Here is a 21657-nt window from a genome sequence, read left to right on the forward strand (position 1 = left end):
GTACCGGTCACGAACGGCTCGAGCGGAAACCGCGCAGCCGCAGCGAGTTGGAGACCACGAACACCGAGGAAAACGCCATCGCCACACCGGCGAGCATCGGGTTGAGCAGACCGAAGGCCGCCACCGGGATGAGGGCCACGTTGTAGGCGAAGGCCCAGAACAGGTTCCCGTGGATGGTCCGCAGTGTCTTCCGGGACAGTCGCACGGCGTCCACCGCGGAGCGCAGGTCGTTGTTCATCAGCGTGATGTCGCTGGCCTCGATCGCCACGTCCGTGCCCGCACCCATCGCCAGGCCCAGGTCTGCCGTGGCCAGGGCGGCGGCGTCATTGACACCGTCGCCGACCATGGCGACGTTCCGGCCGGCGTCCTGCAGCGAGGAGATCGTCGAGACCTTCTGCTCGGGACGCACCCCGGCGATGACATGGTCCGGGTCGATGCCGACCTCGGCGGCGACAACCGTGGCGGCGCCGACGTTGTCACCGGTGAGCAGGTACGGGGTCAGTCCGAGCTCCCTGAAATCGGCGACGGCGGCGGCCGAGTCCTCCTTCACGGTATCCCGCACGGTGACGACACCGGCCGGCTCCCCGTCGACGGTGACGAGCACCGGGGTGGCACCGCCGTCCTGCGCGCCGGTGAAGGACTCACGCAGGTCACGCGGCAGACCGTCGGCCGATGCCGGACGTCCGACCTCTACGGTGCGTCCTTCCACGGTTCCCGTGACGCCGTGACCTGCGGTGGACGCGAAGTCGGTGACCTCGGGAACGGTGCCCTGCTCGGCAGCGGCGGTGACGATGGCCTTCGCGATCGGGTGCTCGGAGCCGGACTCCACCGCCGCGGCGAGGCGCAGGGTGTCGGCATCCGTTATGCCGGAACCCGTGACCCCGGTGACCGCCATGACGCCCGTGGTGACGGTGCCGGTCTTGTCCATGACGACCGTATCGACGCGGCGGGTGGATTCCAGCACCTCCGGGCCCTTGATGAGCAGGCCGAGCCGGGCACCACGACCGGTGCCGACGAGCAGCGCGGTCGGGGTTGCCAGGCCCAGGGCACAGGGGCAGGCGATGATGAGCACGGCGACGGCGGCCGTGAAGGCGTTGGTCACCTCGGCGCCAGTGGCGAGGTGCGCGATCAGCGTGATGACCGCGATGACCATCACGACCGGCACGAAGACCTGCGAAATCCTGTCGACCAGGCGCTGGACCGGCGCCTTGGTGGCCTGCGCGTCGGAGACGAGCTTCGCCATCTGTGCCAGGGTGGAGTCCTCGCCGGTGCGGGTGACCTTCACGAGCAGACGCCCGGAGGTGTTCACCGTCGCACCGGTGACCCTGGACCCGACCGTGACCTCGACCGGCGCGGATTCGCCGGTGAGCATGGATTCGTCGACTGCGGAGGTACCGTCGGAGACTTCACCGTCGGCGGCGATCTTCTCGCCGGGTCGCACCACGACGATGTCGCCGACCGTCACCTGGTTCACGGGGACGCGGACTTCCGCGCCGTCGCGGAGCACCGCGGCGTCCTTCGCACCCATGTTGAGCAGGGCACGCAGCGCCTCGGAGGAGCGCCCCTTGGCCCTGGTCTCGAACCAGCGTCCGAGCAGCAGGAAGACGATGACCACGCCGACGGACTCGAGGTAGATCTCGTCCATGCCGTGGGTGTCGCCGGGGCGGAACAGGTGCATCTCCATCGTCATGCCGGTCATGCCGGCGTTGCCGAGGAAGAGTGCCCACAGGCTCCACAGGTAGGCGGCGGTCGTGCCGAGGGACACGAGCGTGTCCATCGTGAAGGAGAAGTGCTTCAGGTTGACCAGCGTGGCGCGGTGGAACGGGGCGCCGCCCCAGAAGTAGACCGGGGAGATCAGCGTCAGCGCGGCCCACTGCCAGTTGTCGAACTGGAGGGCGGGGACCATGCTGACCAGCACGACAGGGAAGGCGAGGATCGCCGAGAGAATCGTGCGGTGGAGCAGGTCGGCGGCCTCGGCGTCGCGTGCGGCGTCCACCCTGGCTTGGCCGACCACGTCATCCTTCGGGGAGGACGCCGCGTCCCCGTCGTCCGTGCCTGTGTCGCTCTCATCGGCTGAGGTGTCGGCCATGGTGAAGGCGTCGTAGCCGGTGTTCCGGACCGTCTGGATGACCGCGTCGGGGTCGGTCTTCGCCGGGTCGTAGTCCACCTTGGCGGACTCGGTGGCGAAGTTGACGGTGGCGTCCACCCCGTCCATCCGGTTGAGCTTGCGCTCAATACGGGCGGAGCAGGAGGTGCAGGTCATCCCGGTGACGCCGAGGTCGAGCTGCACGAGGTCAACCGGGTCGACCGGGGCGGCCGCTGCCTTCTGTGTCATTGCTGGTCTGTCCTTTGTGGCTGGTGCTCGGTGTGCTGTCAGGCGATGTCGTAGCCGGCTTCGTCGACGGCGGCGGCGACCTGCTCGTCGGTGAAGCCCTCGCCGGTGACGACGACGACACCGGTGGCCGGGGTGGCCTCGACCTCGGTGACGCCCTCGATGGCGCCGACCTCCTGCTCGACGGCGGCCTTGCAGTGTCCGCAGCTCATGCCGGTGACGGTGTAGTTCTTCGTGGCCATGGTGCCGTTCCTTCCGTTGGTGGCGGGGTCCGGATGGCCCTGCCGTGCGTACGGGTCCGACGATATACCCCTAGGGGGTATATTTCAAGGGTGTCAGTCGGTCGGGGGTGTTGACTGCCCGTTGCGACGGCGAAACCATGGACAGTGCGCGGGGCGCCGAAGCGCTGCCCGAGATCTCCGACTTTCACGACGAGAGGACCATCATGAACGGCGAACCTGTATCCACCGTTCGCACGACACCCTCCACCTCCGGATCTGCGCAGAGCACCCGCCGTCGACACGGGTTGCGCAACCGCGTGGCCGCCATCTCCGCGGCCGCGTTGCTCGCGGCCGGTGGTGCGAGTGCCTTCGCCCCCTCCGCCGCCGCGCAGGGACTTCCGGAGCCGATCCAGACCACGTACGATGCCCTTCCGCCGGATGTGCAGTCGATCGTCGGCAGTGTTGCGCTGAGTGGCCCGCTGAGCCTGGCGGCGCTCTACTACTTCGTCTGGTGTCCGGTCGTCAACGGGCCGTGGAACCCTGCCCCGGACAACTGCTCGTTCTGACCGGCCGGGTGGTCGCCGCCACGGCTGCTGTCCTCATCGCCACCGGTGGTGCGAGCGTCGTCACGCCGGTCGCGTCGGCACAGGATCTGGCATCGTCCGCCGGTGTACCTGCTGTGACGCTGCCTCCGGAGGTGCAGTCGTCGCTCGGCAGTGCCTTCGCTGTCGGGGCGGCGGTCTTCCTCCCGATCTACTACTTCATCTGGTGTCCACTGGCGATCGCCGGCGGATCGGTGGACCAGAACTCCGGCGCCTGCACATTCTGACTGTGTGCGTCTGCGGCCCACGGGGGTATCGTCGAGGGGTGTTGACATACCCCACTGGGGTATACGGTCGGAGTCATGAAATTCTCACGTACTCCTGCCCTGGCATCCCTGGTCCTGGCATCCGCCCTCACCCTCGCTGCCTGTGGAGATGACTCCGACGGTGGCCATGACAGCACTGACGGCCACGCGGGGCACGACATGGCGGACATGACCGGCATGACGACCGAAGGTGCCGACGATGCTGATATGCAGCACGACCACGCCATGGACGGTGGCGAGGCGCCCGCCGGTATCGCCGAGACCACCGATCCGATGTACCCGGTCGGTACCGAGGTCACCGTGCTGGCCGACCACATGGAGGGGATGGACGGCGCGACAGGCACCGTCACCGGCGCCTACTCGACCACGGCCTATGCGGTGAGTTACACGCCGACCGACGGAGGTGCGCCGGTGAGCGACCACCGGTGGGTCGTCCAGGAGGAACTGGAGGGCGTCAAGGGTGCGGACGGTGCGGGTGACGCTCCGCTCGCCGACGGAACCGAGGTCACGCTGACCGCCGACCACATGGCGGGCATGGAGGGAGCGACCGCCACCATCGACTCCTCGACGCAGGAGACGGTGTACATGGTGGACATCACCACCGCCGACGGGATGACCATGACGAACCACAAGTGGGTCACCGAGAGTGAGCTTGCCCCGGCCGACGCGGAGTAGGGGCCGTCCCCTCTCGTGCCTGTGTCGAGAAAGCGCCCTCACCGGCAGCCGAATCCATGTTCAGTCTGCCGGTCAGGGTGCTCATTCGACGCGGGCGGGTGAGCCGGCCCGGGGACCTGCCTAGATCGGGAGCTTGCGCACCACGAACTGCGGCAGGTTCTTGAGGATCAGCATCACCCAGCGGAACAGCGGGTGGATCCAGATGACGGTCTTCTTGCTGTCCACGCCGGCGGCGATGGCCTTCGCGGCGTCCTCCTTGTCGACGGTGAGCGGCGCATCGTCCAGTCCGGCCGTCATACTGGTACGCACCTGACCGGGGCGGACGGTGAGCACGCGTACACCGGTGCCGCGCAGGGCTTCACCGAGCATACGGTAGAAGCCGTCCACGCCGGCCTTGGTGGAGCCGTAGACGAAGTTCGAGCGGCGGACCATCTCGCCGGCGACGGAGGAGAAGACCACGATCTGGCCGTGGCCCTGCTTCTTCATCCGGTCGGCGAGCAGCACGCCCACCGAGACCGCACCGGTGTAGTTGACCTGCGCGGCGAGCACGGCCTGCTTCTGGTTCTGCCACTGCACCTCGTTGTCACCGAGGACGCCGAAGGCGACGATGGCCAGGTCGATGTCACCCTCGATGGAGTCGATGATCTCCTCGTGGGTGTCGAAGGCGGTGGCGTCGAAATCGACGGTCTCCACCGCGGACGCGCCGGCGGCCTCACAGCGGGCGATCGGGGAGGACATGTCCTCACCGGCGCGGGCGGCGAGTACGACGCGGGCGGGGCCGCGCGACAGGAACTGCTCGACGACGGCGAGGCCCATGTCGGATGCACCGCCGAGCAGGAGGATGGACTGGGGCTTACCCACAGCGTTGATCATTGCAGTGACTCCTAGTTGAGCTCGAGGCGGCGGGACATGTCGGACGCGAAGACGCCCGTCGGGTCGATGGACCGGCGGGTCTCCAGCCAGCCCTCGAGGCCCGGGTACATCCGGTGGAAGTTCTCCGCGGTGGTGCGGGACTCCTTGGCCAGGTAGAGGCGTCCGCCGAACTCCATGACCTGCTTGTCGAGGCGGTCGAGGAAGTCGCCCAGACCCGGTCGGATCGGGAAGTCCACACAGACGTTCCAGCCCGGCATCGGGTAGCTCAGCGGGGCACGGTTGCCCGGGCCGAAGAGCTTGAAGACGTTCAGCGCCGAGTAGTGGCCGGAGGCCTGGATGTCCTTGATGATCTGCTTGAACGGCTCGACGGCCTCCATCGGCACGACGAACTGGTACTGCAGGAAGCCCTTGGAACCGTAGCCGCGGTTCCACTCACCGATGAGGTCGAGCGGCTGGTAGAACTGCGTGAGGTTCTCGATCTGGTTCCGGACCGGCTTGCCCATCGTGTAGTAGGCCAGGCCCACCGCGGACAGCGTCAGCTTGTTCAGCGTGAAGGACGGGAAGATGTCCGGCACGGTCATGAGCTGGGGGGCGTTGAACTTCAGCGGATCCTTGGCCAGCTTCGGGGCGAACTCCTTGAGCTGGTCGAGGGTGGCCAGCGAACCGCGGGAGATCGTGGAGCGGCCCAGCTTCGGCTCCGGCGAGATGCAGTCGAACCACGCCGAGGAGTAGGTGTAGTTGACCTCGGAGCCGTCGGAGTGCGCGGCGATGGTCTCGTCGAGGGTGTTCGTCCGGTCGACGTCGCACAGGAAGTACGCCGTCTCGGTCTTCGTCATCTCGATGGTGGCGCGCAGGATCACACCGGTCAGGCCCATGCCGCCGACGGTCGCCCAGAACAGGGTGCCGTCCGGATCGTCGGAAGAGCCTTCCGGCTCCAGGTGCAGGACGCGACCGTCGGCGACCAGCAGCTCGATCGAGCGGACGTGGTTGCCGAAGGACCCGGCGGAGTGGTGGTTCTTACCGTGGATGTCCGGGCCGATCGCACCACCGATGGTGACCTGGCGGGTGCCGGGCAGGACGGGGACCCACAGGCCGTAGGGCAGTGCGGCCTTCATGAGCTGGTCGAGTGTCACGCCGGCGTCCACGTCGACGATGGCGGTGTCCGGGTCGATCGAGTGGATCGTGTTCAGCGCCTGCATGTCGATGACGAGGCCGCCACCGTTCATGGCGGGGTCGCCGTAGGAGCGGCCCATGCCGCGGGCGATGACGCCGCGCTTGAGGTGGTCAGGCTTGTCGGCGTTACTGTCGGCGACCTGTGCGACGGCGGCGGCGATGACGTCGACGTCCGGGGTGGACAGGACCTCTGCGGTGGTGGGGGCGGTGCGTCCCCAACCGGTGAGAGACCGGGTGTGCGTCTGCAATTCCATGCGGACCACACTACAGCCGGGACCGGACGCCTCACGGACTCTTCGCCGCGTGCGGGGGAGGATAGTGACGCATCTTTCACTGCTGTTGATGCGCAGACGCCACCACAGGTATGCCATAGTAAGGACATGCTTGGTTATGGTGGCCTCAGTCATGCTGAGGGTAGGGTTGCCCGGATCGCCCACGAATGGGAGACGCTGCGTGCAGCCCATGCGCGCGGCGAAATCCCGCTCCCGGTGCTCCTCGGACGCTTCACCGCCATGGCCGACGAACTGGCCTCCGTCGAGGCCTCACCGCAGCATCCCTCGCTCACCGCAGCCCGCGAATCCGCCGCTGACCTGCGGCACCGCATCAGTCTGCATACGGTCACCCTCGCACCGCGTCCGCTGGTGCTGCCCGGTGTCGCTCCGCTGCCACCCGCCGGCCACCCGGTCAACGCCCTGCCGGAACTGTGGCACCGGCACCGGCACGATCCGGTGCGGCGTCCCTCCCACCAGGACGCCGTGGGGCACCCCGGGCCCGACGGCGCACCGCTCGACGGGGAAGGCGGACGGCTGACCGACGGGTTCCGTACCCACTGGGTGGATGTCCCCCTGGCCGCCGCCGCAGACCCGGCGACCCCGCTGTCCGAGATCGACGCACTGACCGACCACAGTGTGGCCGTCCTGCGCCGGTACGGGGCGGGGGCCGCGGAGATCGCCGGGCTGCGCGCCCGGGTCCTGCTCGCGACAGGACGCCTGGAACAGGCCCGTGAACTGATGGAACTGGTGGGGGAGGCGCCGTGCGGGGTGGAGGAGCTGGCGGTGGTCGGGGGGGACTGTCGCCCTGTTGCGCGGAGACCTCGACACCCTGCTGCGGGTGCTGTGCCACGGGGAAGACACCGGCCTGGCGGCGGGGACCGGGAGTTCCGTGCAGTGGACGCTGCACACCGCCGCCTCACTGGTCCCGCTGGCCCACATGGTCGACACCACCACGGTCGACCGGATCGCCGGCATCGTCGCCACCGCCACCGGTGCGCCCGAACTGGAGCCCGCGATGCTGCATGTCGCCGGCTACCTCGCCCTCGCCGGTGTCCCGGAGACTGCCCTGTCACTGCTGGTCCGCACCGTCGACATCACCGATCCGCCGGCGGCGGCCGCCCCGGTGCTGCGCGCGGTGGCCGAGACCGGCTGGTCTGCGGACCCCGCCGCCGATCTGGGAGCACGCCGTCTCGTGGCCGGTGGTCCGACAGTCCGCGAACTGGCCGACGGGCTGTCGGAGCAGCTGCGTGAGCAGGCCGTGTGCTGCGACGCCCGCAACGGCCGGATGATGTGGACGACGCTGGTGCCGGAGGCCCTGGAGTACCCGGTCCCGCTCATCGACGCCGCCGACCTCGTCGGCATCCCGGCCCTGGGTGGTCTGGCACTGCCGGCGGCCCTGCCCACGGCACTGCCCGGCGCCTTCCCCGGCGGCACCACTGATCCGGCTGACCTGGCGGAACTGCCCGGTGTCGGGCCGGTGGACCTGGCGTCCTTCGATGCGACGGACGCGCTGTGCGCCACCTTGATGTACACCCTGCTCGGGTCAGACACCCACCCCCTGGTCAGGCGCCTGATCGACCTCGACATCCTGCTCTCCGGTGCACTGGCGACCCGTCCGTCAGCGGAGTACGCGGTGCAGGGGCTGTGGACCGCGCTGCGACTGCTGCCCCGGGCCGTGCCGCTGACCGGTGGCGCGCTGGTCGAGGCGGAGACCGGCCGCGGCATCGTGGACGCCACCGTCATCACGGCGGTGACGGCGTCCGCCCGGTCCCTGCCTGCCCCGCCGTCGGCGTCCCCGCTGGGCCTGGTGGACCATGTCGCCGACCTCGCCGATCTCGCAGACGCCCTGGTCACCGCCGGTGCCTGCCATGAGGCCTGCACGGTCGCCGCCGCGGGACTGGCCGCGGTCGGCGGCAACTGGGTGGACACCGGTGTGGCGTCCGGGTGCGCCCCCGGGGAAGCCGGCGCGGACGATGACGGCCCGGTGCGTCTGCTGCGGGCCAGGTCGGCGGCTCTGTCCTCGCTGGGTAATACCGCCGGAGCTGACCGGTGTGCCGAGGCCGCCGCGACGGCCGCGGAGTACCGCGGACGCTGGCGCCTGGCCGAAGCCTGCCGCGTGGACGCGGCGGCGAGGCGGGCCTGACCGGACGCACGCCGTCAGCTCAGCGTCCACCGTCCACGGTGGTGTTCCCGGAGTCCGTGGACAGCCGGTAGCGGGCTGCGGCCGGAAGTCCGTCCACGACGAGGTCGTAGGATTCACGGACGAGCTCATCGACGAGCGTCTCCGTGGTATCCGGGCCCGGTCTGACGGATATCCAGTGGTGTCTGTCGAGGTAGCGGCCCGGGGTGATGCTTCCGTTCGCCTGGATGAGAACGTCGGAGTCCGGCGGGTCGGCTTTGACGGTGATGCCGGGATCGGAGTCATCCTCGGTGACGATGAGGAACACGTGCCTGGTGACCTTGAACACCAGCAGACTGTCGGTGAACGGATATCCCTCGTCCACCTCTGCGAGTGAGCGGGCGAGAGCGCAGGCCCTTTCCTGCAGGGCATCGCCGGAGATCAGACGGGCACCGGAACGGAACGTGTCGGGGTCGACGGGACGATCAGCCCGGGGCAGATTACCGACGACAAGTAGGTAGGAGTCCGTGACCAGGTCCTCCACCATGTGACGGTCGAGGTCGCCGCCGGGGTGCAGGGTGATCCAGTGACGCCTGTTCATGTGGTAACCGGGTGCGATGTCCGGGTGCGACTGGCGGAGCAGACGGGCCTCCAGCGGGTCGGCCTCGAGGATGACGATCGGTTCGCCGGTCAGTTCGGTCTGCAGCATGAAGACCTTGCCGTGGACCTTTCAGACCTCCCAGTCCTCCCCGAACGGATGGGTGAGGACCGCCTCGGGGAGCTGCCGGGTGCGGTCCGCAGCCGGTCGCTGCAGCGTGGTGCCGTCCATGACGGGCTCCTTCCCTCCTGATCCTGGTACTACCGTGCGCACTGTGCCCGTACGACGGTCGGGCCCCAGCTGGAGCGCTGGAGCGTCAGAGCCCCATGATCTCGCGGATCTCCTCGGGCAGCTCGGCCACGCAGGTGATCTGCGGCTTGCCGGCCTCCTTGTGCTCCCGCAGGGCCGCGTTGACGATCGAGCGGCTGGTGGAGTCCAGGATCGGCAGCTCCTGGGCGATGAGGCGGCCCATGAACTCGTTGACCGGCGCCTCGATGTGCCGCGCCGCCTCGTAGTGGGCTTCCGGGTCGGTGCCGCCGACCACCGCAGTCTGTGCCATGGAACCGCGTTCGCCGGCGGGCTTACCGTCGTTGGCCTTGGCGATGTTGCGCCGCATCCGGTCCTTCAGCCGGTCCTTCCCGTCGCCGTTGTCACCGTTGCCGCCTGAGTTTCTCCTGCCGAACATGCAGCTCAGCCTACCCTGGACACCACGACCGGGGAACCTGCGGAGCGTTATCGGGTGCGTCCTCTACGCTGGGGCCCATGAGTGCCGCACCAGACCTGAACCGAACGCCCGATCTCGTCGTTCTGGGAGCGACGACGGTCGGCTACTACCTTGCCCGTGACCTGCTGAAGACGCCCTGGAAGCGTCGCCTGGCAGGACTGTCCGTCCTCGCCGCCGGCGGGGCCGCCGCCTGGTCGAAGCTCCGGTCCCAGACCCCGGCCACAGAGCAGGCCGCACGGCAGGCCACCCTGTCGACCACACCGGACTCCACCGGTCACGGCGGGACACCGACCCCCGGAGCGTCCCCGCGGTCGTACGTCGTCCCCGCCGCGGTCGGCGGAGTGGCGCTGGTCGCCGGATCCTGGTTCAACGCGAAGATCGACCGCCTCGCGACCGGCGCGATCACCCGGACCGTCGGGAAGCTGCCGCTGGTCGGCGGCCTGTTCCGTCGTCTCCCCAACACTACCTGGGGCATCGCCCAGGTCGGCCTGGTCGCAGCCGTGGCCCGGCTGTCGGAGGAGAATCCCGCCGTCGCCGCGGACGCCGGCGCCACCACCGGTGCCAAGACCCCGGTGACCTCGAGCGCGAAGGACGCGAAGTGACCGCTGCAGAGACCGCCCCCGAGGCAGCACCCGTCACCACGGAGACCGGCACCCGACCGCAGGATCCGCCGGTGCTCGTCGCCGCCACGGTCGGTGAGGTCACCGCCGTCTGGCAGGTCGAGGTCGACGCCCGCGTCGTGCTCGGTGAGTTCTCCGGAGCCTGGCTGGTGGACGCCGACGGCATCCGGGGATTCGCCGCCGACGCCGACTGGATCGACCAGCGCGCGTCCCGTGACGGGATGCTGGAGCTGCTGCTCGCCCGCCCGACCGTCGTCGTCGGCGAGGGCGGGGAACCGCTCAGCGGGGACGCCGCCCGCGACTCTTTCGGTCTCCCCGCGGACACCGCCGGAGCGCTGCAGACCGTCGACGTGGCCGCCACCGTCGCCGCCGCGTCCTCCTGTGTCGACGGGAACAAGGCCGCCTTCGCCGAGGCCAACCCCGGAAAACGGCAGCCAGGCTGGGCCGGTGCCTGGGCGGACGCCGACCTCACCCCGCAGCCAGGCCGCGCCCCCGAAGGGATCACCGGGGACGCCGCCGAGGCCGTCGTCCGCGCGATGGCGGCGGCCCGTGGCCTCCGCGATCTGGTGCAGAGCTGGAATGCCCTGGACAAGCTCCGGGTGCAGCGTCTCGGCGGCGAGCTGCGTGCGCTGCCGCTGGTCATGAACTGATACAGCGTCAGAAACCGGTCCGTCGTCCCCGGCGAGCTGTCGCGGACGGCGCTACGCTGGGTCCCATGAATGCTCAGCACCTGCCGCAGCGTCGGGGAACCCGACGGGGAGTCGTCCGCGACACCACCCCGTCAGGCGACCCCGGCGGCCTGGCCGCGGTGCTCGAGTTGCCGGGTATCGCCCACGCCGCCCGCCCCGCCCCACCGGCGGACGCCGCAGACCATGAACTGACCCTCCTGCTCCTGGCCGAGCACCACGTTCCCGGTCTCGGCTGGTTCACCCGCGCCCTCGGCCTCAACGGGGCACTGTCCGTGGCCGAGACCGTCCGTGCGGTCCTGTTGTCACTGGACTGGCCCGGGGCGTCCACCATGCTCAACGGTGCCGACGGTATCGAAGGCGCCGACCGGTTGCCGGCGATCACCACCTGGTCACTGCAGGCCCGCCGTAATGACCGGCTGCGCGTCTACTCCCGCACCGCCGGACCGATCGGCACACCGCTGTGTGAGGCCCTGGGCCGCGACGGCACCGGCATCCTCGTTGTCGACGGGTACACGGTCACCGTCACCACTGCCGGCGCGATGCCCCGCGACGACCACACCCCGGACGCGGTCTGCCTCGCCGGCGGCTTCGCACCCGACGGGGACGCCCCGGCTGATCCTGAGTCCTTCCCCGTCCCCGGCATGGTGGACCACCCCGTCGGACTACCGCGCGACGTCGACCTCGCCGCGGTGAATGTCGCCCTGACCGGTGAGGAGACCGTCGCCGAGATCCTCGGTGAACTCAACCCGGAGCTGCGCGCCCTGCTGCTCGGCGGAGACCTCTACGAGTTCACCCCGCTGCTCCAGGCCCTCGATCTGGGGCGTCCTGCCCAGGTCGGGGAGGCGACGCGCCGGGTGCTGGAGAACTTCCCCGCCGAGACCACCCCGGTCGGACGCGCCGCCGCCTGGTCGCGGGTGGTGGCGTTGTCCACACTGTCGGACCGGGAAACCGCCGACGAGGTCACCGAGATGCTCATGGCCGCCCTCGGATTCACCCGGGCGGACGCCGGCCTCGGAGCCTCCGGTGACCACGGGTCCTGTGACCCGTTGAGTGCGGAGGAGATCCGTGACCTGTCACGCGAGTCCGGTCTCCTGCTGGCCACCTGTGGAGCCGACGTGTGGGAGGGGACGGCGTCCGCCGTGATCCCGCTGGTGCCCAAATGCAGTCTCGTCGACCGGTTGGAGATGTACCGCTTCCTGCTCCAGGCGTGACGCGCCGGGTGACGGTTCGGTGAATCAGGGGCGCGCTGAGTAGCGTAGAGTGTTGATTCCCTTTTCCCGCAGCAAGTGAGGACTCCCGTGACCGATGCCGTCACCGAACGGCCGCCCGAGCAGCCACCCCGGCCTGTCGGGCGCAAACGCCGCATCCTGAAGCAGTTCATCACCTTCGGGATCGTCGGCGCGTCCGGGTTCGTGGTGAACCAGGGCGTCATGGTGCTGTCGAACAAGTTCACCCAGGCGGTGTGGGATTTCGACCAGTACCACCCGTTCGTCAACATCTTCGGCTCGGCGTTCCATGTCCGCTGGTACCACGTGTTCAGTGTGCTGGCCTTCATCGTGGCGAATATCTGGAACTTCTTCCTCAACCGGCGCTACACCTTCAAGGCGGCGAAGGGGGCGCCCTGGCTGCGTCCCATGTTCAGCTTCATGCTGGTGGGCATCTTCGGCCTGCTCATCACCCTGCTGGTACAGACGGCGCTGGTCAACGATGACTCACCCATCGCCCTGTCCCACTCGATCTGGGATGATTCGACGGGGCTGAGGACGCGCGCCTACTGGGGTAACTTCATCGGCGTGATCGTCGCGATCCCGGCGAACTTCCTGTTCAACAAGTTGTGGACCTTCCGGCACAGGCCCGGGAAGGGAGAGGTGAAGGTGAAGAATGTCGGCTGAGGTGACTTCTGTCGCATCCGGTGAACAACCGGGGACGATGACGGTCAACGTCCCGCTGAAGACGCAGCTCTTCCGCTTCATCTGTACCGGTGTCGTCGGTTTGGTTCCCGACTTCGGGTCGACCTACCTGCTGTCACTGGTGGGACTGTCGCATGCCGGATCGAAGACCGTCGGCTTCATCCTGGGGACGCTGACCGCCTACTTCATCAACCGCCGGTGGACCTTCCAGGCTGCCCCGTCCCGGAAGCGTTTCGTGGCGACGATGTGCTCCTACCTGCTGACCTATCTGGTGCAGCTGGGGCTGTTCCTGGTCTGCATCCACTGGCTGGAGGACCACGGGTTCTCCGACTTCTGGACGCAGGCGACCAGTTTCGTCATCGCGCAGGGGACGGCGACGGTGCTGAACTTCATCATCCAGCGCTGGGTGATCTTCCGGGTGATCTAGGGGCGGGCCCGGCCTGCCGCCCTGACTGCCCCGACTGCCGGGGCCTCCGCGTCCCTGTCCCGAAGCTCCCACCATCTGAGGTACGCCCCGGGGTTCCGGACGTTCCTCAAATGGTGGGAATTCCTGGCGGGGAGGGGGAGGACGCCGCTACGGCCGGTAGAACTTCTCCTGCTGACCCTTGCGCAGCAGACGCAGCCACTCCCTGAACCCCTTGATGTCGCGCTGCTGGACCAGGAAGTACCAGCCGAAGCGGGCGTACTCCTGGGGCAGCAGTCGACGCATTCCCGGCTGGTTCATGAGGAAACCCCGGTTGCGGTAGGTGAAGTAGCGCTTGAACTCACTGTCCGGGTACTGGGTGTGCATCTTCCCGCCGAGGATCGGGCGGAACTCGTCGGAGCCGTCCGGGTGCAGGTAGGAGGTGGTCAGGCAGGTGCCGAAGGGCAGGCCGGACCGGACGATGCGGCGGTGGTACTCCACCTCGTCACCGCGGATGAACAGGCGGTAGTCCGGCACACCGATGACCTCCATCGCCTTTGCACTGATCAGCGCGCCGTTGAACAGGCTGGCGATGCCGGGGAGGAAGTCGCCCTGCAGTTCCGAGAGATAGCGGCGCCACACCACACCCTGGCGCAGCGGGAAGGCGAGTCGGGCCGGCTCGTCGATGTTGCAGACCACCGGGGAGACCTCGGCAAGGCCGTTCTTCTCCGCGACGCCGTAGAGGGTCTCCAGCACGTTCTCGTCGGCGGGGCGTCCATCGTCGTCGGCGCACCACACGGCGTCCATCCCCAGGGACAGCGCGGTGAGGAAGCCGAGGGCGAAGCCGCCGGCGCCGCCGAGGTTGGTCTTCGAGGGGACGTAGACCGCGCGGTCGCCGGCGGTCACCTCGACGAGGGTGCGCACGGCGTCATCTGCGCCGTTGTCCACCACAATCACCTTGTCCACCGGGTGCGTCTGGGAGCAGACGATGCCGAGGGACCCCTTCAGCAGCTCGACCCGGTTGTGGGTGACGATGACCGCGGCGGTGGTGCCGGTGCGGTCCAGGAGGGCTGCGTTGGCCGAAGAGGACGAAGGAGACTCGGTGCTGGCGTCTGACATGGACATCATTGTGCCACGGAGGATACTCGTGGACTGCACCGCAGGCTCCGTTGTCGGCCCTGTCCTGCCTGATAGAATCCCTTTCCGCTGCTCTTGCCGAGCGAACCCCCGACCGAGGAGAACCTCAGATGACCACAGACCTCGCCGCCCTTGATGTCCTGAAGAATCTCGAGTGGACACTCACCGAGGTACAGGGCCGGGCCGGGGACCTGGGTAGGGCGGGGACCGCCCGGACCGTCCTCCATCTCACCGGGGATCTGGGGCAGGTCATGGAGGGGATCTCCGGGCTGGACCGCACCGGGACAGATCTAGGGGCGCTCCGTGTGCTGGCACAGGCGCGGGCCGTGGCCGCCGCGACGACCGGGGATTCCGCGGAGCAGTACACCGCCGCCCATCTGGCAGCGACCCTTGCTCTGGCCACCGGTGATCCGGCGTCCCTGGTTGTCGCCCGGACGTCGATGCAGCAGGCCCGGGACCTCCTGGCGGACGAGGATGCCAGCACTGATGCCGGCACCGGCACCGACCCCCGGGCAGGTCAGGAGCATGCCGTCCTGGATTCTCCGACGGCCACCGGTGAGGAGAAGCAGGAGGCGGCCCAGCGCCTGGTGGAACTCGCGGATGAGGCTGATGATCTGCGGGCGATGGCGGAGAGCCTGCTGACCCTCGGTGACCTGCTCCGGAGTGACCAGCAGATGTCGGAGATGTACGACACCTATCAGAGCGCCCTGGAGGCTGCGGTCTCCGCCGACGCGACCGATCTACGGATCCGGGCCACCGTCAGTCTCGCGTCCGCGCAGTATCTTGCGGGTGACAAGAAGACCTCGACCCAGCTGCTGCTGGACCTGGACACGGAGATCGCGGAGTCCGGGCTTACCACCCCGGCGGAGAAGGACGCCATGGCGGCTGCGCTGACCGCGTTGGCTGTCCTGTTCGGTGAGGCGGGGGACGCTGACGGACAGGGCCAGTTCGCGGCCCGTGCCGACGCACTACGCGCCAAGACCCACCGGAGTCAGTGACCCGCGGTCTCGAAGACGTTCCACCGGGACAGGATCGACCGGACCGGATCCAGGATCCGGTACGGGGCGATGCCGTGGCGGGACAGCTGTTCGCCGCGGGGTGATTCGCCGAGCGCGGAGACCGCGAAGTACTGCCACCGCTCCGGGTTGAGCGCGGGGGGCTCCGCTTCACCCGGTGCCCAGACGTAGTCCCGGTTGATGAGGTTGACCAGCCTGTCCGCCTCCATGTACCGCAGTAGGGACTCGATCTCCAGGTGCAGGAGCCACTGGTCGGCCGGGTCGAAGGACCAGCCGGAATCGCGACGGAACGCAGCACCGCTGTTGCCCATGATCTGGGACCACGGACCGTCCGCCGTCTCCGAGAGACGTTGGAGGGTGTCGAACTTCGAGACGGTCACCGCGAGCTTCGGGCGGGTCTCGCCCAGCAGCCCGAAGATATTGCGCAGGACATCCTCCGGATCACCGCCGGACATCGCCTGCGGCGGGATGAGTCCGCGCAGACGCGTCCGGATCTGCGGGACGCGCAGCGGATCGAAGAGGAAGACCACCAGGTCCGCGTAGCGGAAGAACTCGAGTTCCGTCGGGTCTGTTGGAAGGTTCTCCAGGTCTTCTCCGGCGACATCGCGGAAGACGAGGTGGTGTTTCCTGGTGACCCCGTCCGGTCCGGTCCACCGGCCGAGGGAGAAGATCAGCGGGTCGCGTTGGTAGGCGTCCGCGGTGGAGGCTGGCGGGGTGGCCGGCATGTGCTTCATCTCCCGGTACAGCGGCGTCTCGTAGAAGGACCGGTAGCGCTCCTGGGTGGAGATGTCGGCGGCGTCGACGACGCGGTTGAACCGGGCGGCCAACTGTTCCAGCTGCTTGACCATGACCGCGGTGTAGAGGCTCTTGCCGCTGGCCCGGGCACCGGCCATCGCCACGCAGTGAACGTGGGAGTCCGACCAGCCCGCGGGCAGCGGGCGTCCGTCGGCGGAGGTCGTCGCCCCGGCCGGGAGTTCCCGGAAAGTGTACGGGTCCCGTACCGCCAGGGCAGTGGGCACCGTCGCGGGGGTGGTGTCTGTCGGATCGGTCATCGTGCATCCTCCGTGGTCCGTACGGTCCGTGTGGCGGGGCTCCCCACCGGGGCGCTGAGCACCGCGGCGACTGCGCCGGCTCCGGCGGCGAAACCGGTGGACTCGCCCTCCACCACCGCGGCGGCGGTACCGGCGGTCACCGGTATAACGGCGGTGGTCGCGGCCCGGTCGGGGGACGCCGCGTAGAGCTGTTCCTCGTCGGTTCCACCTGGTCCGGGGACGAGGATGACCGAGCGCGACCCGCCCGGTACCATCCCGCTCACCGGGGTGGCGGTGAGGTACACGGTGATCTCGTCGGCGGCCTCGCTGACTGGCAGGGAGGACGCCCCGACGCGGGTGCGGTCCTCTTCGACGGCCGTGGTGACCAGGGGGAGCAGAGATCCCACCGGGCGGGGTCCCGGCGTCCCGGTGGCCGAGGAGAAGTCGACGGCGCCGATGCCGAGGACGGAGGCGATGCCCTCGGCGACGGTGACCGCCGCGGTGAGCGTCGCGGTGTCGGCCGACCGGTGGAAGGCCGCGCCGGTGTCGGCGACGAGGCGCATCCGGCGGATGTCCGGAGACGAGGTCATCCGGGCCCGGAGGGCGGAGGCCACCGCCATGACCGGGCGGGACACGTTGTCGGAGATGGAGGAACCGAAGGCGGTCAGTACGTAGGTGTCGTCGGATACGGCGACGGTGCCGAGGACCTTCTCGGCGATACCGCCGATCCGGACCACCGGGAACTCCACGAGGGTCTCGTTGGCGTGGGTCACGGTGACGCGCACCGCCTGGTCGATGCCGAAGTCCCCGCCGTCGGTGCTGCTCACCGTGAGCGTCGCGGCGGACGGGATGTCACGGACGATGACGAGGGTGTCGTAGGGGTCGGTGGTGTGGACGCCGTGTCCACCGACGGCGAGGCGCAGGTTCTTCGCGGTCCTGCCGACCGGGAAGATCTCGATCTTCAGCAGACCCCGGTCACTGAGGGCGTAGGAGTCGCCGTCGTTGAGGGTGATGGTGTGCATGTGTTCCTTCTGTCGTGCCGGGTGGGGGTGACCGACCGTGGCCGGTGGTTCTACCGTCGTACTGTCGTGCCCCGGACTGGTCTGACCTGTGTCCGTCGGAGGAAGACCTTCCGGGCCATCTCCTGCACCTTCCGGTCCCGGAACAGGTGGAAATCCGGTTCCCTGTTGTCTGCGTAGCCGTGGCCGAGGGTGTAGTCCGTGGTGACCTTGACGAGTTCTGCCACGGTGTGCGGGCCGAGCACGGTCAGCGGCCATTCCTCGAAGGGGTCGGGGTCTCCTGACTGAGCCGCACCGGGGACGGCACCGTAGGAGGCCAGGGCCAGCAGCCGGACCCGGACAGTCCAACCGAGTTCGTCGGCCGGGTCGAGGAGGAGGTAGTTCCGGTGGTCGGTGAGTACCCGACGTTCCCAGTTCCGCCGGTAATCCTCGACCCTGTAGACGTCAGAGGGCAGTCTGTTGACGACGAGCTCCCAGCTGGGAAGGGTCGCTTCACGGATGAAGTCCATATCCGCGTCCGTGAGCCGGACGAGGGCGCGGTGGAGGTGCGGGTCCGGCAGCGGGTCCGGAGCGAGGGCCGGGCCGGTCGCCTGGCTGTGCCGCCCGACGGAGACGGCCTCGAAGGGGTTCGTCATGGATCCCGCTGCTGTCGGAGCTGCGGCCGGGGACGGATCAGACACCGAGAACGCCGCCGGGACCGAGGTCCGCGTCGCGGTCGGCGTCGTGATCCGCGTCGAACTCCGGGGGGCCGGCGGTGTCCCAGCCGTGAACTCGGCCTCGGACGGCAGCCGGTCGGTGGCCAGGACTGTTGTCCCGCGGAGTACCGACAGTTTCTCCCGGTCCTTCAGTGGGACGACCACCAGGGATGCACCGCGGTCCAGGATCTCCCGAACACCTGCGGCCCGTTCATAGGTCGACCAGGTGAAGGAGCGTCTACCGGGCAGTTCCGCCGGCAGGGCCCCGGCCAGGGCCGCGACCCACAGCGGTCCCTCGACCTCGTCCGCGAGCAGGACTACCGGATGGCCGTCGGTCAGCCTGGTGACGAGTTCCGCGAGGATCTCCCGGCGGGTGCCCGGTCCCGTCGGCGGTGTCACCCGGCTGCACTCCGCCGGCAGGACGCCGGGTCCACCGGCACTGTCCGCCGGTGCACCGTCGAGAAAGGCGTCGACCACGGTACGGGTCATCGGGGAGGGAGCGACGAATCCGGCCCTGAGGTCGGGCAGGGTGGCGTCCTCCACCTTCCGCTTACCGAACGGGGCAGGCACCGAAGGGGAGAACATGAGGTCCACGGCATCGCGGCTGCGCAGGTCCCCGGGGGAACCGACGTGGACGTAGGTGAAGACGTTGCCGGGGCGGCCGGAGGCGTCCTGACCGGCGGGGGAGGAAGCGAAGAAGACGCCGCGGGACTCCTGCGGCGCAGGAAGCCAGGCGAACCGGCGGAGGCGACGCGCGAGGTCGGACCGGTCGGGGAACGCGGACAGGGCCACCGGATCGGAGATCTGGGTGGGGATCAACGGGATGAGCTCATCGATGAGCCGCAGACCGACCTCGCCGGAGATCCGGCCCACCCCCCATCCGCCGGGATGTCCGTCGCGGGGGGCGAAGGAGGCGTAGCTGAAGGAACCGGTCACTGCAGGGACCTCCCTGCAGCCCGGCGGTCAGGCACCCGCAGTCGGGCGACGACCTCACTCTCGAGGATGACGGCCGGGGTACCGGTGGCCGACCAGGGCTGGCGGTTGTCGACGCCGGGCGCGGCGTCGTGGGCTGGCCCTGCGGTGTCCGGCGGTGTGGCAGGTCCGGTGCCGAAGGCGGCGGCGTCGAACCCGGAGGGGCCGGTGTACCGGTCGGCCGCGGTGCTCCCGGCGCCCTCAGCGGTCTCCGTGGCCGTGACCTGCGGGTCACGGGCGTCCGGGTCGATGAACAGACGTAGGTAGCCACCCGGGAGCAGACGGGTGTTGTCGATCTGCCAGACCGCCGGTCCTGCCTGTCCCGGACCGCGGTCCCGGGTGGGAAGCGCCCGCTGGTACAGGTCCGTGTCGTCCCGGGACCGCGTACGGGGGCTCGCGTCGGACTGTGCGCAGGGCACCGGGGATCCGTCGCCGATGTACAGCGGAAGACGGGCAGGGTTGTGGACCAGCCGGAAGTGCGGGGCGTTGGAGTCCGGGAAGTCCACCGACCAGACCGCGATCTGCGGCAGGCCGGAGTCCGGGAAGTCCAGGTCGTAGGAGTACTTCCGCAGGCCCGGATAGTCGACGACGGTCGGGGAGTCCGACTGCTTGTCCCGGCCCGCGTAGACAGCGACCGGAGTGAGTGTGACCCGTTCGCCGGTGCTCTCCAGATGCAGCCGGATGCCGCCCTGCCGGTCATAGGCGGCACGGTCCAGTTGATGATGGCCGGCGGCGGACCGGATGTCGATGAAGTCGGCACCGTCGGGCCAGTCGAGGGTGATGAGTTCGCCGGCGACCCGCTCGATGATCCGGTACTCCGTGATCGGGCTGACCCGCTGCAGGACGGTGCTCTCCCCGACCCAGGCACGGTCACCCACGACGTTCACCGGGGTGACGTACACCCGGTGCCAGCCGGTCGGCCACACCATCGTCCGGTCGACGTACTGACCGGGCGGGGCCGTTTCTTCGGTCATCCACTCCGTGGAACCGAGTGCGTCATCCTCGTCGAGGTACTCCCGGTCCACCTGGGCCATCGGAAGCTCCGGGTTCGGTGGCGTGGCGGTGAGGAAGATCTTCACCGACCCGGTCGGCGGGGCGAGCCACTCGATCCGGATGTGGTCTTCATGGTCGTCCTCCGTCCGGGTCACCGAGATCAGTTCCACCTGTTCGATCTCTGCGCTGACCTCCACCGACTGCACCGGCGTCGGGGCGCCGGACCGGGTCCGTCCCCGGAAGGTCACCACGGGTACCGCGGTGTAGTCGTAGGTCAGGCCACGGACCTCGACCCGGTGGGTGAAACCGGACTGGTCGACAGTCCCGTCGACCAGCTCGTTCTTCGGGACATTGAGCTTCCCGTAGTAGCCGGCCCGGGCCTGGTAGATCTGCACCTCGTTGTGCCCGCTCCGGGCCTCCCAGGTACCGCTGACGGTTCCGCCGGACTCCGCGAGCCGGATGTTGCGCGGCGGGAAGATCGCCACGTCCTCGCCCAGGAACAGCGGGGTCATCTCGAGCAGTTCATCCACGTCGGCCCCGGTGTACGCCCACACCTGGTAGTGCCGGAACCCGGTCTTCGGCGGACGGGTGTCCCGGAATGCGGTCCCGTGGGTGACCACCAGACGACTGCCGGCACCGGGGGCCTGCACGACCTCCTCGTCCGCGACGGTGACCCGGTAGAGGGTCGTCGCGTTCGGCGCGCCGGGCAGCGGCGGCCAGGTGATGAGAACGGTCTCCGTGGGGTCTGCGTTCTCCTCGACGGGTGCGGTGTATTCGTAGGTCACCCGGGGTGCGCCGGGGGAGACGAAACCCTCCGGCATGGAGTAGTCGTAGGTCGCGTCGCTGTCGGCGAAGAGTTCGTCGAAGTAGGGGTCGTGCTCGAAGTCCTTTTCGTCGATGACGACTCGGGCGAGGTTCTCGCCCTTCTTCTTCCGGAGCAGGTTTGCCAGGGGGGACGCCGCGGGCTGCGCTGCCGGGGTGGCCAGGGTGGACGAGGCTGCAGCCTGCCTCCGGCCCTTCCTGCCCGACTTCTTCTTCGGGGAACCGGCGGGCTTCCCGGGGCCGGGGTTCTTTCCGGCGGCAGGGGTCTCCGCCACTGCCGTGGCGGGTTCGGGGGCAGGTGCCGGTTCAGGTGCTTCACCACGGAACATGCCGGTCAGCGTGACGGCTGCGGCGTCCCGGTCCGGCTGCGCGGACGGCAGGAGACGGCGGACCTCCGATTCCGTCGGATCGGTGAGCGCGGCGATCTCCGCGAGGGTGCCCAGCGGGACCTCCGGGGTACCGGGGGCGGTGGGGTTGTTCTGAGTCCAGGTCATC

General features: G+C 69.1%; 22 protein-coding genes and 1 pseudogene. 10 read left to right on the top strand and 13 right to left on the bottom strand.

Annotated features, from left to right (window positions below; all coding sequences use genetic code 11):
- Window positions 1–7 precede the first annotated feature (7 nt).
- Window positions 8–2335, bottom strand: a complete 2328-nt coding sequence (locus CVA01_RS10770) for a heavy metal translocating P-type ATPase (RefSeq protein ID WP_141330668.1) — start codon at window positions 2333–2335, stop codon at window positions 8–10.
- Between the two features lie 38 nt (window positions 2336–2373).
- Complete coding sequence (locus CVA01_RS10775) at window positions 2374–2574, bottom strand: heavy-metal-associated domain-containing protein (protein WP_020440127.1); 201 nt, start codon at window positions 2572–2574, stop codon at window positions 2374–2376.
- A gap of 203 nt (window positions 2575–2777) precedes the next feature.
- Here CVA01_RS10775 and CVA01_RS10780 point away from each other — a divergent pair, with 203 nt between their 5' ends.
- The 3 genes from CVA01_RS10780 (at window position 2778) to CVA01_RS10790 (ending at window position 4096) form a co-directional block, all read left to right on the top strand.
- The gene (locus tag CVA01_RS10780; protein ID WP_141330670.1) at window positions 2778–3119 is read left to right on the top strand and encodes a hypothetical protein; all 342 of its coding nucleotides are present in this window, start codon (window positions 2778–2780) and stop codon (window positions 3117–3119) included.
- A complete protein-coding gene (locus CVA01_RS10785) occupies window positions 3086–3382 on the top strand; it encodes a hypothetical protein (RefSeq protein ID WP_244938266.1) in 297 nt (98 codons plus the stop codon). The genes CVA01_RS10780 and CVA01_RS10785 overlap by 34 nt, the downstream gene beginning before the upstream one ends.
- 75 nt (window positions 3383–3457) lie before the next feature.
- Window positions 3458–4096: a YdhK family protein gene (locus tag CVA01_RS10790; RefSeq protein ID WP_020440130.1), complete on the top strand. Its 639-nt coding sequence runs from the start codon at window positions 3458–3460 to the stop codon at window positions 4094–4096.
- Window positions 4097–4216: 120 nt separating this feature from the next.
- Here CVA01_RS10790 and dprE2 read toward each other — a convergent pair whose 3' ends face one another.
- The 3 genes from dprE2 to CVA01_RS10805 all read right to left on the bottom strand — a co-directional run bounded on the left by dprE2 (window position 4217) and on the right by CVA01_RS10805 (window position 6972).
- Window positions 4217–4969 carry a decaprenylphospho-beta-D-erythro-pentofuranosid-2-ulose 2-reductase gene (gene dprE2, locus CVA01_RS10795; protein ID WP_141330674.1) on the bottom strand — a complete coding sequence of 251 codons (753 nt, stop codon included), beginning with the start codon at window positions 4967–4969 and terminating at the stop codon, window positions 4217–4219.
- An 11-nt stretch (window positions 4970–4980) separates the two neighbouring features.
- Window positions 4981–6396: a decaprenylphosphoryl-beta-D-ribose oxidase gene (gene dprE1, locus CVA01_RS10800; RefSeq protein WP_041630249.1), complete on the bottom strand. Its 1416-nt coding sequence runs from the start codon at window positions 6394–6396 to the stop codon at window positions 4981–4983.
- A 288-nt stretch (window positions 6397–6684) separates the two neighbouring features.
- Complete coding sequence (locus CVA01_RS10805) at window positions 6685–6972, bottom strand: hypothetical protein (protein WP_141330676.1); 288 nt, start codon at window positions 6970–6972, stop codon at window positions 6685–6687.
- A gap of 250 nt (window positions 6973–7222) precedes the next feature.
- Here CVA01_RS10805 and CVA01_RS10810 point away from each other — a divergent pair, with 250 nt between their 5' ends.
- Window positions 7223–8557 (top strand): hypothetical protein, encoded by a 1335-nt coding sequence (locus tag CVA01_RS10810; RefSeq protein ID WP_141330678.1) that lies wholly within the window; start codon window positions 7223–7225, stop codon window positions 8555–8557.
- Window positions 8558–8576: 19 nt separating this feature from the next.
- Here CVA01_RS10810 and CVA01_RS15330 read toward each other — a convergent pair whose 3' ends face one another.
- From CVA01_RS15330 to CVA01_RS10820, 3 genes and pseudogenes are all read right to left on the bottom strand, one after another.
- The gene (locus CVA01_RS15330; RefSeq protein ID WP_141330748.1) at window positions 8577–9080 is read right to left on the bottom strand and encodes an MmcQ/YjbR family DNA-binding protein; all 504 of its coding nucleotides are present in this window, start codon (window positions 9078–9080) and stop codon (window positions 8577–8579) included.
- A pseudogene (locus tag CVA01_RS15485) lies at window positions 9057–9251 on the bottom strand (MmcQ/YjbR family DNA-binding protein); the annotation flags it as partial. The gene CVA01_RS15330 and the pseudogene CVA01_RS15485, both read right to left, overlap by 24 nt.
- Window positions 9252–9447: 196 nt before the next feature.
- Window positions 9448–9816 carry a hypothetical protein gene (locus CVA01_RS10820; protein ID WP_141330680.1) on the bottom strand — a complete coding sequence of 123 codons (369 nt, stop codon included), beginning with the start codon at window positions 9814–9816 and terminating at the stop codon, window positions 9448–9450.
- Between the two features lie 77 nt (window positions 9817–9893).
- Between CVA01_RS10820 and CVA01_RS10825 the strand changes: the two genes are divergently transcribed.
- The 5 genes from CVA01_RS10825 (at window position 9894) to CVA01_RS10845 (ending at window position 13501) form a co-directional block, all read left to right on the top strand.
- Window positions 9894–10457: a hypothetical protein gene (locus tag CVA01_RS10825; protein ID WP_141330682.1), complete on the top strand. Its 564-nt coding sequence runs from the start codon at window positions 9894–9896 to the stop codon at window positions 10455–10457.
- Window positions 10454–11125 (top strand): hypothetical protein, encoded by a 672-nt coding sequence (locus CVA01_RS10830; RefSeq protein ID WP_014011384.1) that lies wholly within the window; start codon window positions 10454–10456, stop codon window positions 11123–11125. The genes CVA01_RS10825 and CVA01_RS10830 overlap by 4 nt, the downstream gene beginning before the upstream one ends.
- 65 nt (window positions 11126–11190) lie before the next feature.
- Window positions 11191–12375 carry a hypothetical protein gene (locus tag CVA01_RS10835; RefSeq protein WP_141330684.1) on the top strand — a complete coding sequence of 395 codons (1185 nt, stop codon included), beginning with the start codon at window positions 11191–11193 and terminating at the stop codon, window positions 12373–12375.
- A gap of 87 nt (window positions 12376–12462) precedes the next feature.
- On the top strand, window positions 12463–13056 hold the full coding sequence (locus CVA01_RS10840; RefSeq protein WP_141330686.1) for a GtrA family protein: 594 nt from the start codon (window positions 12463–12465) through the stop codon (window positions 13054–13056).
- Window position 13057: 1 nt separating this feature from the next.
- Window positions 13058–13501, top strand: a complete 444-nt coding sequence (locus tag CVA01_RS10845; protein ID WP_244938268.1) for a GtrA family protein — start codon at window positions 13058–13060, stop codon at window positions 13499–13501.
- A gap of 147 nt (window positions 13502–13648) precedes the next feature.
- On the opposite strand, the gene glfT1 is transcribed toward CVA01_RS10845, so the two are convergent.
- Window positions 13649–14596, bottom strand: coding sequence for a galactofuranosyltransferase GlfT1 (gene glfT1 / locus CVA01_RS10850; protein ID WP_141330688.1), 948 nt, complete (start codon window positions 14594–14596; stop codon window positions 13649–13651).
- 128 nt (window positions 14597–14724) lie between these two features.
- Between glfT1 and CVA01_RS10855 the strand changes: the two genes are divergently transcribed.
- Window positions 14725–15612, top strand: a complete 888-nt coding sequence (locus tag CVA01_RS10855; protein WP_141330690.1) for a hypothetical protein — start codon at window positions 14725–14727, stop codon at window positions 15610–15612.
- Here CVA01_RS10855 and CVA01_RS10860 read toward each other — a convergent pair.
- Genes CVA01_RS10860 through CVA01_RS10875 form a run of 4 tightly spaced genes read right to left on the bottom strand, consistent with a single transcriptional unit; the run spans window position 15606 to window position 21656 of the window.
- Window positions 15606–16682 (bottom strand): hypothetical protein, encoded by a 1077-nt coding sequence (locus CVA01_RS10860; protein WP_141330692.1) that lies wholly within the window; start codon window positions 16680–16682, stop codon window positions 15606–15608. The genes CVA01_RS10855 and CVA01_RS10860 overlap by 7 nt on opposite strands.
- Window positions 16679–17683: a hypothetical protein gene (locus CVA01_RS10865; protein WP_141330694.1), complete on the bottom strand. Its 1005-nt coding sequence runs from the start codon at window positions 17681–17683 to the stop codon at window positions 16679–16681. The genes CVA01_RS10860 and CVA01_RS10865 overlap by 4 nt, the downstream gene beginning before the upstream one ends.
- 50 nt (window positions 17684–17733) lie before the next feature.
- Complete coding sequence (locus tag CVA01_RS10870) at window positions 17734–19311, bottom strand: GAP1-N2 domain-containing protein (RefSeq protein ID WP_141330696.1); 1578 nt, start codon at window positions 19309–19311, stop codon at window positions 17734–17736.
- Window positions 19308–21656 carry a SaeA-related protein gene (locus tag CVA01_RS10875; RefSeq protein WP_141330698.1) on the bottom strand — a complete coding sequence of 783 codons (2349 nt, stop codon included), beginning with the start codon at window positions 21654–21656 and terminating at the stop codon, window positions 19308–19310. The genes CVA01_RS10870 and CVA01_RS10875 overlap by 4 nt, the downstream gene beginning before the upstream one ends.
- Window position 21657 lies beyond the last annotated feature (1 nt).

This window comes from Corynebacterium variabile (genome assembly GCF_006539825.1).
GTDB classification, from domain to species: domain Bacteria; phylum Actinomycetota; class Actinomycetes; order Mycobacteriales; family Mycobacteriaceae; genus Corynebacterium; species Corynebacterium variabile.

Coding starts and splice junctions, on each gene's coding strand:
- CVA01_RS10820 (WP_141330680.1), bottom strand. CDS start 9,816: ATGTTCGGCAGGAGAAACTCAGGCGGCAACGGTGACAACGGCGACGGG.
- CVA01_RS15330 (WP_141330748.1), bottom strand. CDS start 9,080: ATGGTGGAGGACCTGGTCACGGACTCCTACCTACTTGTCGTCGGTAAT.
- CVA01_RS10865 (WP_141330694.1), bottom strand. CDS start 17,683: ATGCACACCATCACCCTCAACGACGGCGACTCCTACGCCCTCAGTGAC.
- dprE2 (WP_141330674.1), bottom strand. CDS start 4,969: ATGATCAACGCTGTGGGTAAGCCCCAGTCCATCCTCCTGCTCGGCGGT.
- CVA01_RS10780 (WP_141330670.1), top strand. CDS start 2,778: ATGAACGGCGAACCTGTATCCACCGTTCGCACGACACCCTCCACCTCC.
- CVA01_RS10790 (WP_020440130.1), top strand. CDS start 3,458: ATGAAATTCTCACGTACTCCTGCCCTGGCATCCCTGGTCCTGGCATCC.
- CVA01_RS10775 (WP_020440127.1), bottom strand. CDS start 2,574: ATGGCCACGAAGAACTACACCGTCACCGGCATGAGCTGCGGACACTGC.
- CVA01_RS10770 (WP_141330668.1), bottom strand. CDS start 2,335: ATGACACAGAAGGCAGCGGCCGCCCCGGTCGACCCGGTTGACCTCGTG.
- CVA01_RS10855 (WP_141330690.1), top strand. CDS start 14,725: ATGACCACAGACCTCGCCGCCCTTGATGTCCTGAAGAATCTCGAGTGG.
- CVA01_RS10825 (WP_141330682.1), top strand. CDS start 9,894: ATGAGTGCCGCACCAGACCTGAACCGAACGCCCGATCTCGTCGTTCTG.
- dprE1 (WP_041630249.1), bottom strand. CDS start 6,396: ATGGAATTGCAGACGCACACCCGGTCTCTCACCGGTTGGGGACGCACC.
- CVA01_RS10875 (WP_141330698.1), bottom strand. CDS start 21,656: ATGACCTGGACTCAGAACAACCCCACCGCCCCCGGTACCCCGGAGGTC.
- glfT1 (WP_141330688.1), bottom strand. CDS start 14,596: ATGTCAGACGCCAGCACCGAGTCTCCTTCGTCCTCTTCGGCCAACGCA.
- CVA01_RS10835 (WP_141330684.1), top strand. CDS start 11,191: ATGAATGCTCAGCACCTGCCGCAGCGTCGGGGAACCCGACGGGGAGTC.
- CVA01_RS10860 (WP_141330692.1), bottom strand. CDS start 16,682: ATGACCGATCCGACAGACACCACCCCCGCGACGGTGCCCACTGCCCTG.